This window comes from Vibrio sp. A1-b2, assembly GCF_021726015.1.
GTDB classification, from domain to species: Bacteria; Pseudomonadota; Gammaproteobacteria; order Enterobacterales; family Vibrionaceae; genus Vibrio; species Vibrio diazotrophicus.
Map to the genome: position 1 here is coordinate 58,600 of NZ_JAKKCI010000016.1, position 14,411 is coordinate 73,010.

At 40.6% G+C, this 14,411-nt stretch carries 7 protein-coding genes and 1 pseudogene; 6 read left to right on the forward strand and 2 right to left on the reverse strand.

Going from position 1 to position 14,411, the window contains the following annotated elements:
• The first annotated feature begins 78 nt into the window (after positions 1-78).
• Together L3V23_RS20540 and L3V23_RS21370 are read left to right on the forward strand one after the other, a co-directional pair.
• A complete protein-coding gene (locus L3V23_RS20540) occupies positions 79-1,842 on the forward strand; it encodes a solute:sodium symporter family transporter (RefSeq protein WP_237292913.1) in 1,764 nt (587 codons plus the stop codon).
• Between the two features lie 363 nt (positions 1,843-2,205).
• Positions 2,206-3,435 carry a cache domain-containing protein gene (locus L3V23_RS21370; protein WP_346656174.1) on the forward strand — a complete coding sequence of 410 codons (1,230 nt, stop codon included), beginning with the start codon at positions 2,206-2,208 and terminating at the stop codon, positions 3,433-3,435.
• An 809-nt stretch (positions 3,436-4,244) separates the two neighbouring features.
• Here L3V23_RS21370 and L3V23_RS20555 read toward each other — a convergent pair.
• Both L3V23_RS20555 and L3V23_RS20560 read right to left on the reverse strand, forming a co-directional pair.
• On the reverse strand, positions 4,245-4,967 hold the full coding sequence (locus L3V23_RS20555; protein WP_180980071.1) for a GntR family transcriptional regulator: 723 nt from the start codon (positions 4,965-4,967) through the stop codon (positions 4,245-4,247).
• Positions 4,968-5,202: 235 nt separating this feature from the next.
• Complete coding sequence (locus L3V23_RS20560; protein ID WP_102942330.1) at positions 5,203-6,822, reverse strand: fructose-specific PTS transporter subunit EIIC; 1,620 nt, start codon at positions 6,820-6,822, stop codon at positions 5,203-5,205.
• A gap of 381 nt (positions 6,823-7,203) precedes the next feature.
• Between L3V23_RS20560 and L3V23_RS20565 the strand changes: the two are divergent.
• The 4 genes and pseudogenes from L3V23_RS20565 to manA all read left to right on the forward strand — a co-directional run.
• Positions 7,204-7,647: pseudogene (locus L3V23_RS20565) on the forward strand (fructose PTS transporter subunit IIA); the annotation flags it as partial.
• Between the two features lie 181 nt (positions 7,648-7,828).
• The gene (gene mngB, locus L3V23_RS20570; RefSeq protein ID WP_102942329.1) at positions 7,829-10,474 is read left to right on the forward strand and encodes a mannosylglycerate hydrolase; all 2,646 of its coding nucleotides are present in this window, start codon (positions 7,829-7,831) and stop codon (positions 10,472-10,474) included.
• A gap of 61 nt (positions 10,475-10,535) precedes the next feature.
• Complete coding sequence (locus L3V23_RS20575; protein WP_237292916.1) at positions 10,536-11,696, forward strand: glycerate kinase; 1,161 nt, start codon at positions 10,536-10,538, stop codon at positions 11,694-11,696.
• Positions 11,689-12,882, forward strand: coding sequence for a mannose-6-phosphate isomerase, class I (manA, locus tag L3V23_RS20580; protein WP_237292918.1), 1,194 nt, complete (start codon positions 11,689-11,691; stop codon positions 12,880-12,882). Before L3V23_RS20575 ends, manA begins: the two co-directional genes overlap by 8 nt.
• The last annotated feature ends 1,529 nt before the right edge of the window (positions 12,883-14,411 follow it).

Sequence of the window (14,411 nt, forward strand, 5' to 3'; positions counted from 1 at the left end):
GCTGCAGTAATGACTGAATCTGCGCCTTTGCCCCATAAACAATAACATCTAATATTTTAATATATTAAGGACACAATTATGCCAATGACAATTCTACTGTCATTCTTTTTTTTCACGGGCTTTGTGGTGTTTTTCACTTGGTCACGTGTTAAGAATCAAAAAAATGACTCAAAAGATGGCTTTTTCCTAGGAGGACGAAGCCTTACGGGTGGACTTATCGCAAGTTCACTTATCCTGACTAACCTTTCAGCAACCAGTTTTGTAGGGATGAGTGCTCTATCATTTAAGGGAAATATGTCAGTGATGGGCTATGAGGTTGCATCCGGTATTACACTTATCATCATCGCGCTTTTCCTTGTGCCTCGTTATCTTAAACAAGGTATTACGACAATTCCGGATTTCTTAGAATCTCGCTATGACCTGTCAGTAAAGCAGTTTGTGACGGTGTTATTCCTACTGAGCTATATCATTAACTTATTACCAAACACACTCTACGCAGGAGCGATGGTTATTGGTGGTATCTTTGATGTAGAAACCATGCTGGGTATCAGTCGATTCCAAACGGTATTATTGATTGCGTCTATTATCGGTATTTTAGGTCTGTTTTATGCCATCTATGGTGGTCTGAAAGCGGTTGTTATCGCCGATACTTTAAATGGTGTTGGATTGATTGTGGGTGGCTTGATGATCCCAATTTTTGGTCTGATTGTGCTTGGGGATGGAAGTTTTTCAGAAGGTCTGACCGTTATTACGACAAATGCAACAGACAAGTTGCAGGCTGTGGGAGCAGAAAACGATCCAAACGTGCCTTTCTCAACCATGTTTACTGGTCTACTGCTTGTTAACCTTTATTACTGGGGGACTGATCAAGCCATTATACAACGAGCTTTGGGGGCTAAGAACTTAAAAGAAGGCCAAAAAGGCGTAATCTTAGCTGGTGCAATAAAAGTACTTACACCACTGTTTCTTATTATCCCAGGGATTATCGCTTACCACATGTTTGGGACTTCAGATGCTTCTGGTCAAAGCTATGAAGCGGATACGATGTACACTCGCTTGGTAAATGAAGTGCTACCAAAACCTCTCGTCGGTTTCTTTTTAGCGGCGATGTTTGGCGCGATTCTATCGACTTTCAACGGTGTATTAAATTCATCAACAACGCTATTTACACTGAATGTGTATAAGCCGATGTTTGATAAAGAAAATAAGCTTACTGACGAACAATTGGTAAACAAAGGCCGTTCATTTGGTTTGTTTATCGCAATCTTATCCGTTGGTATTGCACCGTTTATTATGTTCGCACCAAATGGTCTGTTCGATTTGCTACAACGTTTGGCAGGCTTATTCAGTGTTCCCATTTTCACGATCGTATTCATGGGATATGTGACTAAACGTGTTCCAGCAATAGCTGCGAAGGCTTCTTTAGCTATTTTTGTCATGACTTACGGTATTATTCAGTTTACTCCTGCTACCATGCACGATTATCTTGGACCGCTTAAGCCATTGGCAGAGTTGCATTTCTTCCACCAACTTGCTGTACTATTTGTTGTATGCTGTGCTGTTATGTTCATCATAGGTAAAGTACATCCTCGCGATACAGATTACGTGCTTCCAGTGAACGAAGCTATGGATATAAAACCGTGGGAGTTCCGATTTGAAGCATCTGCAGTCATCCTTTACATGGTTCTCGGCGCTTATATTATTTTCTCTGATTTGGGACTGGTTTCCGGTGATAAATCTTTCATGGCGACTTACGCACTTTGTGGCATCGTTATTCTTGGTGGAATTTTCACTCGCATAAAGAGGAAGCAAGCTAAATTAAGTAGCTTAAAAGTAGAGTAAATTTAAGTATGGTTTATTGAACTATACAGATTTAAAGCAGTGTAGTGGATATTGCTACGCTGCTTTATTTTTTCATTAATGAATGCCACATAGTGGGATTTTTGCTTTTGTGATACTAATTGGCTACGAAAAGTGTCTTCAGATATATATACAATAGTTTAAATGCTTACTTGGTTTCGATATTTTTTCTGGATCACTTAATTTTAAGGAAATCGGTTGTGAGTGCTAAAATAAAACTGCTTAGTTTTACTGGAGTTCTTTTTCTAGGAGTGATTTTTTTGTGTCACTCTAGCTAGTTATATTAATTTTAAATCAGCATCAGTAGATGGGTATACAAATACTCTAAATAATCAAGCATTTTTAATGTCAAATTCGGTAGAGCAAAAAATAAAAAGATACTTCGATAGTTTAAATGTTATCACCAGCAGTTTACCAATAGACGAAAGTGGTAACATAAATATAGAGGAAACAACCAAAAAGCTTGCACATTTAGAAAATAGTTTACAAGTACTAGCTTCCTACGTAGGTATGAAAGACGGCTCTACTTATTTATCTTCGGGTGAAATACCAAATTTTAATGCAAAAAATCTTAACCGTGAATGGTATACAAGGGTTTTTTCAGGTGAGAAAAATATAATTACCAGACCTTATGCCAGTAGTGCAGGTAATTTGGTTATGGCATTAGGGGTGCCAATTGTTCGAAATGGGAAAACTGTTGGTGCCTTATGTATTAATATTTCTGTCAATTCTATATCTGAATTTATATATACCTTAACGGAACAAAATCAAATTTTTGTCGCTAGAGAAGATGGTTTTATACTAGCAGCTAAGTATCCTGAATACATTGGCAAAAATTTATTTGAAGAACGCCCGCCATATGGACGATACAAAGATAACCCCGGTACCAGTTATTACTACCACCCAACACCAAACCCAATGAAAGTGGCTTTATTTTTAGCCGAAGCTGATATTCCGTTTGAACTGGTACCAGTGGACACGCTAAAAGGCGAGCAACACAGCGTGGAGTTTCGTCAGGTAAACCCGAACGGCAAACTGCCTGCTATCGACGATAACGGCACCACAGTATTTGATTCGACGGCTATCCTACTCTACTTAGCGGAAAAGCATCAAACTTTGCTAGGTAAGCCGCAAGATAAAGCTCAATTTTTATCATGGTTGATGTTTATTGGAACGGGATTAGGTCCATTCTCAGGTCAATCTGTACACTTCCATTATGCCGCTCCAGAATCACTGGATTATGCTAAAAACCGTTACATGAGTGAAACTGAGCGTCATTATTTGGTGCTAGACCAACATTTAGCAGACAGAAAATATATCGTGGGTGAAGAGCTTACTATCGCCGATATCTCAGCGTGGGGCTGGATAGACAAAGTTGAACACGTTTTAGGAAAAGGGCGCTTGAACGATTATCCAAACATCAAAGCATGGTTTGAGCAAGTCAACTCACGTCCATCGGTAAAAGTGGCTCGAGGTCTTGGCAGTGAACACAATTTTAAGAGCATCATGGACGATGAAGCAAAAAAAGCGTTATTCCCTTCGAATAATAACCTTATTGAAGATTTAAAAAGGTAATTGTTCAGCCACATAGCTTTCTTTTTATTCAAGGTTAGTATGATGAGTAAAAAGAAAGTAAATCATGTTTAAACGTGGATAAAGGTCTGCAGTCAAATTTTTTTGTGTCATAGTCCCAAAGTGAATTCAGATATCTGGTTCCGTTTTTAAACCTCTTGAAAACATAAAGTCGATTTCTAATGGTTAAATTAATAACGTATTCCTTTCATTATTTGTATTAAAGTTTGTCCCTTAAATGTAAAAGGTGGGTTAGGTATGGTAAGCCTATGTAAATGAGCTTTTATGGGACAATCAAAGAATAGAATTCGGAGTAAAAGATTTGGGCGACTACACCCATAAACTACACCCATAAGATGGTTAATAGTCTTAAAGTCGGCCAAAAGGTCACAGTCGAAGGAGGTTACTGTGCGTTTCAAATTCCTAGATATGGGAAGCAAGTATAGATTGGTGCAGGAATCGGTATAGTGCCTTTTGTTTCTAGACTTTATTGGCTAACGAGAGAGGACAACAAACGGCAGTACAAGTTCGAAAAAGTGCACTTATTTTATAGTGTTAACTCAGAGAAAGAAGCTTTCATTTCACAATGAAATTTTGTCTCTTTTGCAACGTCTCGATTTTGTTGAACTGCACATGGTAATTTCGGATTTAGGTGAGTTTTTGGATAGTAATCTGATTCTAGAAAAAATGAAGAGTAATAACTTTGAGACTTGTTTGTGTGGGTCACAACAATTTGGAAGTATGTTAAAAACAGAACTTAGTTCTGCCGGAGTTTCGCATGAACGTTTCCACACAGAGCTTTTCATGATGCGTTAATCTCGCTTCTCACGCTTGGCAATCAAAGTAAACTTATAATTGCTTGATTTGAAGTAATTGCGACTGTATTCAAACACGGTGTCATCCTGTAAATAACTACGAGTTCTCTTTTCGATTATTGGTTCGGCTGGAGCAATACCCAGCAAATCTGCAATATCCTGAGGTGGAAGTATAGGAATTATCTCTTGCTCGCTGCGATCAATTATTAAGCCTTTTTGTTTTTCAATGTACTCATATTTTGAACCCTGCATAACCTGATAGGTCAAATCAGGGAACATTGCAGTAGGCATCCAAGTTTCTTCTACTGTAATTGGATTGTCGTCAACGTACCTTACCCGTTTGATATAAAAAATGCGCTCGCCCTCTTTAACGTCTAAGTGTTCGGCCATTGTAAGAGATGCACATCGTATCTCAAAAGAGAGAACGTCACTGTGTGTTACACCATCCAGGTGGGCCCATTTTTCAGCAAAGCTACTCTGTTGATACATGTCGTAGTTCACCTTACTTTCTTTTACGTAGGTCCCACTGCCTTGAATACTTTTAAGTTCTTCGTTTTCAATTAAGAGTTTAAGCGCTTGTCTAACGGTTACTCTACTTACCGAAAATTCTTCACGTAGCTGAGCCTCTGTAGGGAGAGCTTCACCTACTCTGTACTCTCCAGTACCAATTTTATTTCGTATTTCATCGGCTATTTTGCGATACATGGGAAGTCTTGTCATGGATACCTCGACAGATTGACAAATGAACTAACGGTATTCAGTTGTACGTTAGGATGATTGTGATTGAACTAGATATTAAGTCACAACATGATACGAATTCAAAATAGATAATACAAATTGTATTCAATTTACGTCACTTCATATTTGAATATATAAATCATCCATGTTGCAGAGTTGAGGCAAAAAAACAAAGGCTCTAGGTAAACCGAGAGCCTTTGTAAGGGATAAGACAATTCTATGCTTTTGTTGTGGTTAGTCGTTTGTCTTTACCAACTGCTTTAAGCGCAATTGTTAGTGCAATAGACACAGCAATACCGACTAAAAAGTATAGTAACCATGACATTGGATCCCCTATGACTGGGAGCATAAATACAGCACCGCCAGCAACAGTCCCGATAGTAATTTTGGACGATAAAATCAGTGCAGCAGCAACACCTCCACCGACCATATGAGCTGGAATGATACGCATCGGATCCTTAACTGCGTAAGGGATTGCTCCTTCCGTAATACCACAGAAGCCCAAAATAGCTGTCGAAGGGCCCGCCAAACGGTCTTCTTCATCGAAGTAGCGCTTAAACAGGACTGACATGATGCCTAAAGACATTCCAGGAATACATTTTGCTGCTGTGAACGCCGCGTAGAAGATGGAAGCATCGCCTGCAAAGTCACCACTAGTGCCGACACCGATACAGAACATATAAGCGGCCTTGTTTACTGGCCCCCCCATATCGAAACATGCCATTGCACCAAGGATAAAACCAAGGATCATAAGGTTACTGGTTCCCATTGACGTTAACCATTCTACAAGACCTGAATTCAACTCAGCGAACAGTTTACCAGGGCCTACATACATGAATAGCAGAGTACAGATACCAGCAAGCAGAGGTGTGATTATTATCATCTTAACGGATTCAAGTACTGCAGGCACTTTGATTTGGCGGATCAGCATAACAAATACAGCGGCAGCAGCACCAGCGACTAGTCCTCCAAGGAATCCACCTGTCATAACAGAGATGCTCCCGAATCCGCCACCCATAGCAACATAACCGCCGACAAAACCAGGTGCAAGTCCAGGCTTACCTACCATACCGTAAGCTGTAAAGGCGGCAAGAACACAGACAAGTAGAGGGTTGAATGCCTTGAGCGTACTGTAATACAAAAAGTGAATGATACCTTGAAGAGAAGATTCAAACTGTGCTTTTGCTTCTGGCTGAGCAATAGCGGCGGTAACTTCTTTCTTTATTGCACTAATATCATTGTTTGCAAGGCCTTCAGACGCATTAATTATACCCAGGTCTGCATACGTTTTGCCTGTGTACTCGGTCAGAATTGCCTCATCATAAAGGTGAGTATAATCGTAGCCAAAGAATAGGTTTAAAAGACCTACGCAGAGACCACCGATTATAACTAAAGGGATGATGTGAGAGACACCTGATAATGCGCCTTTATACCAGTCTTTGAGAAATTTAACGACAATGTTGTCATTACTAACTTCTTCTCGCTCTTCTGAAAAAGAGCTGGTCGTTTTTTTCTGAGTAACACCATCTGCTTTGACTTTTTGTTCGAGAGCATCAAGCATTTCATCCGCTTTTTTTATTCCGTCTTTCACTTTACCGTGGACTGCTGGAAGACCTTCAAAGCGCTCTGCTTCTGCAACGCCAACATCCGTCGCGAATATGATGCCGTCAGCTTCAGCGACATCTTGCGGAGTGATCCGGCCGTCAAGACCATTGGCACCTTGTTTTTCAACTTTTATTTGCCAGCCTCGGGCTGCAGCTCTCTTTTCCAAATTTTTGGCAGCCATGTAGGTGTGAGCCACACCGGCGGTACATGCTGTAATCGCTAAGATTTTCATCTGTAGTCCCTTATGTTTCGTTTCTACAACTATTGAATTAATAAATGTTTTAGCTTACCCAGAGCAATCATGTATTTGCTCGATGACTTATTATTGCTCACATTCCACCCTTCATCTGTGATGTTATTCACATTTGTATTATAAGTGTATTATTGTTGTTCCTACAAATTTCAATAAATGTTTTTCTGTTTCTTTGTTTTTTATTCAAAAAAACAGTGTGTTATATTGATATTTCAATTTTTGTGGTTGAAAATTCAGGCGGTGTAATCTTTTCTTTCTTTTATGAGATATGGATCAAAAAAACAATTGTATTGTAGTTGTATTATATTTGAATTGTTTGGTCGAGAAGAGACCAATGGACCTGATGACAGGAAAATGACTATGAACTTAACTACATTGACTAATCCATCGCTAATTAACCTTCAAATCGCTTTTGAGAGTCGTGATCAAGCGATAGAAGTGCTCGCTGAACAACTAAACCAGCAGGGCAAGCTCCATGATAAAGATGAATATCTTAAAGCCGTATTTGAGCGTGAAGCACACGGTGCAACAGCACTCGGTGAAGGCCTAGCTGTGCCTCATGGAAAGACCGATGCGGTAAAAGAAGCGGCTTTCGCCGTTGCGACCCTTAAACAAGAATTGAAGTGGCAAGGTATTGATGACGAAGAAGATGTAAACCTCATTTTCCTTATAGCTATTCCAAACGCAGAGGCGGGATCAACTCATATGCAGTTGCTTACTGAGTTAACTAGTACGCTGGTCGATGATGACGTGAGAGAAGCAGTACTAGCGGCTACTACTGTCGAAGAAATTATGAGCTTGCTTCGAGATGAAGAACCCCAGCCAGTGGTTGATGAGGTGGTTGGCTCAGAGCTTGTCGTTGAGACGCCAAACCAAGATGAGCAAAAAGGCTTTTCTAAGTTTGTATCAAAACTATTTGGACGCTCTTGAGAGCAACTCATCACTCTTCGTATATCGTAAATGCATTAACTAAGGTATTCCCCAAATGATTAAATCACGTGTTCACATTACTCCTCATATGCACTGGGATCGCGAATGGTATTTCACAACTGAAGAATCTCGTATTCTTTTGGTCAACAATATGGAAGAAATCATGCAGCGTTTGGAGTGTGACCCGCAGTACAAATATTACGTACTTGATGGTCAGACTGCTGTGCTGGAAGACTATTTCGCGATCAAACCAGAGAACAAGCAACGTGTTCAATCTTTAGTTGAAGCGGGTAGATTGATCATTGGTCCTTGGTATTCGCAAACCGATACGATGCAGGTCTCTGGGGAGTCGATTGTTCGTAATATGCTATACGGAATTCGAGATTGTATGGCACTCGGTGAGCCGATGAAAATTGGCTATTTGCCAGATTCCTTCTCAATGAGTTCGCAATTACCGATGATTTATAATGGGTTTGGTATTGATACTGCGATGTTTTGGCGTGGTTGTTCAGAGCGTCATGGCACTAACAAAACCGAATTTTTATGGCAATCTAATGACGGCTCAGAAGTCATGACGCAAGTGCTACCATTGGGTTACGCAATTGGTAAATACCTGCCACAAGATGAAGCCAGCTTGCGTGCACGTTTAGATAAATACTTTCCTGTGTTGGAGAAACCTTCGGTCACAAAAGATATTTTACTACCGAATGGTCATGACCAAATGCCAATCCAAAAAGATATCTTCGAAGTAATGGATAAGCTTCGCGAGATCTACCCAGAACGTGAGTTTGTTATGAGCCGTTTTGAGGAGGTGTTTGATCGTATTCGTGATGAGCGCGATAAGCTTGATACCATCAAGGGTGAGTTTAATGACGGCAAGTATATGCGTGTTCACCGAACCATCTCGTCGACACGTATGGATATCAAGTTGATCCATGCAGAAGTAGAAAACAAGATCGTCAATATTCTAGAGCCGCTTGCTTCAATTGCCTGGACGCTAGGTTTTGAATATCACCACGGACTTATTGAGAAAATGTGGAAAGAGAGCATGAAAAACCATGCCCATGACTCGATTGGGTGCTGTTGTTCAGACAAAGTTCATGCTGAAATCTTGAATCGATACATTCTAGCTGACGACATGGCGACGAACCTCATCAACTTCTACAAGCGTAAGATTGTCGACCACATGCCTGCGCGCGAAGGTTGCGACAAGCTAGTGCTATTTAATTTGTCGCCGTATGAGCGTGATGAAGTGATCAATACTACGATTACCATTCGTGCAGAGTCCTTCAATCTGTTTGATGACCAAGGCAATTCTGTTGAGTACTACATTCAAGATCAGCGCGTAATTGATCCCGGTAAAATTGACCGACAAATTGTACACTACGGCAACTACGATCCATTCATTGAATACGACATTCAAATTAAATACGCCGTACCTGCGATGGGGTATACAACATTGCACATCGAAGCGAACCAAACTGGAGTACAAAGAGAAATTGATTCTGGTGGTGACGCAGCCATGATGGAAAATGAATTCTATCGTATCAACGTCAACTCCAACGGCACATTGACTATTTTCGACAAAGAAACGCAGATGACTTTTGATCAAGTCCTGCGCCTTGAAGATGGTTCGGATGATGGGGATGAATACGACTACTCACCGTCACGTAAGGAGTGGATACTGTACTCGGATGAGTATGATGCACAAATCTCAGTAAAACATGAGGGTTTCCAGTCGGTGGCTACTATCGAAACTCATATGGAGGTGCCTGAGGATTTAATAGAACGGGAAGCTCGTAGCGGCTTAAGTGGGTATGTCCATATTGAATGTCAAGTAATCCTTAAGCAAGGCTCACGTCGAATTGACGTTTGCATGGTTGTTGACAACCAAGCGGATGATCACCGCGTGCGTGTCCTGATACCAACACCGTTTGTCTCTGAGCGTGTGGTTGCAGACAACCAGTTTGGTTTGATTACTCGTCCAACCAACGATCCTGCTATGCAAGTATGGGAGCAAGAAGGTTGGAAAGAAGCTCCAGTACCTGTGTATCAGCTTATTAACTTTGCTGCAGTGGAAAATCAAGTGGGAGGCTTGGCGCTCATGACTAACGGCTTGCGCGAGTTTGAAGTGATCGCAAGTCAAGGCGACGAGCAGCGTGATACCTTTGCTCTAACATTACTTCGTGGTGTTGGTGTGTTAGGTAAAGAAGAGCTGTTGCTTCGCCCTGGTCGTCCGTCAGGTATTAAAATACCTACTCCGGATTCACAAACTCGCGGTAAGTTGGAGTGCAATTTTGCGCTATTTGGCTTCGCAGGCAATCATATTGACGCTAACGTTATGGCTCATGCTCGAGATAACGTGACACCAATAGAGTGTTACAACAAGATCCCATATAACGCTATGAAACTCAATGTTGGCAAGCAAGATATTCCGTTAACTTATAGTTTATTCAATAAATCAATCGATGGTGCGGTATTAAGTGCGGTGAAAAAAGCTGAAGACGCTGAAGCCTTAATTATTCGAGTTTTCAATCCATCAGAAAATAAAGAGATAGTCGACGAAGTGACTTTCGAAGATGGAATCACGTCTTGGAACGAAACATTGTTGGATGAATCAATCATTTCGACAGCAACGCGCAATACATCATTTGGCCTTATTAAACCGTGTCAGGTTAAGTCTTTCCTAGTGAAGTTCTAATGGAGTAGGTCGTTTTTGACGACCAACTTCAAGAGTATCAATAAGAAATAAGGTTAATTGAATGAAGATCGTAATTGCTCCAGATTCGTATAAAGAATCTATGAATGCTAAGCAGGCTTGTTGTGCTATTGAAGAAGGCTTTAGAGAAGTGTTCCCTAATGCCGAATACCAGCATCTTCCATTGGCTGATGGAGGAGAAGGAACTGTTGAAGTATTAACACAAGGCTTGAAAGGAGAACACCGAGTTTCTCTTGTTGAAGGCCCAATGGGAACCCCTGTTCATGCTAATTGGGCGTTGTTAGATAATGGGACAACCGCACTGATAGAAGTAGCAGCCGCTTCAGGTTTAGACCTGCTAAAACCAAGTGAGCGAAATCCGATGGTGGCATCTACTTATGGTACTGGCGAAATAATTAAAGAAGCGTTGGATATTGGTGTAAAGAAAATACTATTAGGACTCGGCGGAAGTGCGACCAATGATGGCGGGGCCGGAATCGTACAAGCGCTTGGTGGCAAATTATTGGACAGTGATGGAAACGAATTGTCTAAAGGTGGTGCCGCATTAGAGCAGATTTATTCCATAAATTTAGCTAACGCTCATCCTCGATGTAAATATGTTGAATTGCAGGTCGCATGTGATGTGTCTAATCCATTATGTGGGGAGTTTGGTGCAAGTCATATTTACGGCCCTCAAAAAGGTGCCTCTGAAGAGATGATAACCAAACTCGATAAAGCATTAGGGCAATTCTCAATGGTTGCAGCCCCAATTAATGGGGCAGATCATCGTCATAGTGCGGGCTTTGGAGCTGCTGGTGGGGTTCCTTTAGGTTTATCGATTTTGTTTGATATTCATCTTCAGCCAGGAATAGAAATGGTAATGGATGCCTTGAATGTTGATGAGCTTCTTAAAAACACAGACTTGGTTATTACTGGTGAAGGTCAGATGGACAACCAAACTCTGCAGGGGAAAGTACCATTTGGTATAGCAAAACGCGCAAAATTTAGAGGTATTCCCGTTATTGGTATTGCAGGCTCTTTAGGTGAAAATATTGATGAGCTATACGGATATATAGATACGCTATTTGGTACTGTGCGTGCTCCACAACCTTTAGAAACAGTTCTCGCTGAAGCAAAATCCAATTTAACTAGGACTTCTAGAAATCTAGCATCCGCACTTTGGTTAGGTATGAGTTTGGCAGATAAGGGGACGAACAATGGATAACTCTATATTCAAGCTTGACAATGTTGTTCAACATTACCCTTGGGGCAGCTCAACTGCTCTATCAGAACTCTTTGGTATTGATAATCCAGATCACGTACCACAAGCGGAAATATGGATGGGCTCACATCCCAATGGATGTTCAAAAATACTAACAAGTGGCAAGACTCTAGCAGAACTCATTCTTGAAGACCCTAACCAAGTGCTAGGGAATTATACAGCAGATCGATTTGGTGATTTACCATTTCTGTTTAAGGTACTGGCAGCAGAAAAGCCTCTTTCAGTTCAAGTGCATCCAAGCAAAAAGAAAGCAGAAGAAGGTTTCGAGAAAGAAAATTCTCTGGGTATCGCATTGGGTGCTAGCAACCGCAATTTCAAGGATGGCAATCATAAGCCTGAGTTGGTGTACGCATTGACCTTCTATAAAGCAATGAACGGATTTAGGCCAATATCAGACATTGTCAGTTTATTTAATCAGGCAAAAATAGAGTCATTGCGTAATGACATTGATACCTTACAGGCCAATCAACATGAGAAAGGTTTAAAGGTTTTTTTTTCAGTTGTCATGAATCTTTCCGGTGAACGCAAACAACAGGCTTTATCTGAGTTATTTCGAGCGTTAGCTGATGGGGCAAAAACACTAAAAGCACGAGAAGCATTTTCACTTATCTCTGAATTTAAACGCGATTATGATGACGACATAGGACTTTTTTCACCATTATTGTTAAATGTGATTGAACTAGAGCCTGGTGATGCAATGTTTTTACATGCGGAAACACCTCATGCATACGTACGAGGTGTGGGTTTGGAGATTATGGCTAATTCAGACAATGTCCTTCGTGCGGGATTAACGCCCAAATACATGGATGTTTCGGAGTTGATTGAAAATACTAAATTCATACCGACTCCGTCAGAGCGTATCAAATTACGGCCTTATCAAATGGAAAATAAGTTAGGTTATCCAATTCCTGTAGATGACTTTGGCTTTGAGATTATTAATGTAGATTCGACCAGCAGAAAGCAGTACGTGCGTAGTGCGGAAATTTTGTTTTGTATTGAGGGCAAAGTCGATATCACTGTACTGAATACAACCGTTACATTAGTCGCTGGTGAATCTGCGTTTGTGAGCTGTAACTCAAGAGGATACAACTATCGTGGTTCAGGCGTATTGGCGAGAGCTTTTAATTGATGCTTCCCCCTTAATAGGCATCCTTGAGTCTTAAAGACTATTTGCTCCTTAGCTCCCGCCTACTTGGCGGGTTTTTTGTATTAAGAGTTAGTGCACTTACCGTGTTCCGTATGTCGCGCAATATCAGTTTAGATGCCCGCTATAGGTGCGGAGAGTTCAACGATCACGAAAGAGCATGGGGCACTTTCCGACTCTCGTGCCTTTTGGCTACTGCGTATTAACCACGTCCGCTGTTTCGAAGGATAACGCACCTTACACGGATTCACATGCGTTCCTCATGCTGACTACCTAGCTCACCCGACTTGTGTTTATCAGGAGGAGCGTCCTCTAACGATTTAGATCCCGATTGACAAATACCAATCTTCGTTACATTGTCAGAGCCGTTACTTTATTCAAGCTCCTAGGTTCATCTGGTGATACAGATGGTTCACTCGTTTAGCGGTGAACAGCGTTTCATACGACCTCACGTCGCACGCCCCGTTCCTTGTTTCAGCGCTGACTTTCATGATCTTTATCTACTCATTATGCTATGATTAATCTAATGTCATTTACGAGTCGAGATGTGAGCATTAATCGTACTCAAATAGCGTTGTACGAAATTTTCCAACAAGTCGAGCATTAAGATTTGCTACAATATTATCTAGGCATGGAATCAGAATAGGTTACGTATGAGTACTGAATTTATAATAGCAATGGGGATTCTTTTAGGTGGTTCGTTCGCGGTGGCTACGTTTGCTGTAATATATGATAAGAATCGAAGCAACAAATAGAAAAACATTAGGTTAGCTCTATAGCTTGTGTCTCTGAAAGTAACTCTGTTTGCAACGACTACATAGAGTTACTATAGACAGTGTTCAAATTGTATTAATACATACACCACTAAATCGCGTAAATTTCATGTCAAACATGTCAAACATGTCAAACATGTCAAACATGTCAAACATGTCAAACATGTCAAACATGACTGATATGGCTTCTTTGTATTCGCTAAATTCCACCAGATAGTCAAAAATCTCCGTTAGAATCTTCGCTTATCCTTTTAGCCCTTAGTATCAATTGGTGATGTTTATATCGTATTCGGATGTTTAATACGTAGTCTTTGTGCTAGAGAGGATATAGTATTCACAAGTGATTATCGGATTAGATTTTAAAGTCATATAAATCAACTGGTTAATGTTTTTCGGGGTCCCGTAAGTGCTGATGATTATCCAAAGATTTACATGAGGCCTACAAGATAGGAAAAATATATCATTCATACTCTATTTACAGACTTGATTATATTACAGAAAAATCAATTAGTTATGATTTTTCTGTAATATCACATAGAACACTTTCATCCGTGAATTCCTTGTTATAATCGAACGATATGGATGTCTAATACTAAATTGATAAATGGAAAGAATTAATCTTCAGCAATAAAGAACGATTCATTTAAAAAGCTGCAGTATCTACTTCAAAAACAACACATGTCTCGGGCTCTGTTTCCTAAATCATGGAACTAAATCATCAATCTACGATCTGATCAGCTC

Bases quoted from the DNA above. Each gene is read 5' to 3' on its own strand.
- L3V23_RS20560 (WP_102942330.1), bottom strand. From the start codon at position 6,822: ATGAAAATCTTAGCGATTACAGCATGTACCGCCGGTGTGGCTCACACC.
- mngB (WP_102942329.1), top strand. From the start codon at position 7,829: ATGATTAAATCACGTGTTCACATTACTCCTCATATGCACTGGGATCGC.
- L3V23_RS20575 (WP_237292916.1), top strand. From the start codon at position 10,536: ATGAAGATCGTAATTGCTCCAGATTCGTATAAAGAATCTATGAATGCT.
- L3V23_RS20555 (WP_180980071.1), bottom strand. From the start codon at position 4,967: ATGACAAGACTTCCCATGTATCGCAAAATAGCCGATGAAATACGAAAT.
- L3V23_RS21370 (WP_346656174.1), top strand. From the start codon at position 2,206: ATGTCAAATTCGGTAGAGCAAAAAATAAAAAGATACTTCGATAGTTTA.
- L3V23_RS20540 (WP_237292913.1), top strand. From the start codon at position 79: ATGCCAATGACAATTCTACTGTCATTCTTTTTTTTCACGGGCTTTGTG.
- manA (WP_237292918.1), top strand. From the start codon at position 11,689: ATGGATAACTCTATATTCAAGCTTGACAATGTTGTTCAACATTACCCT.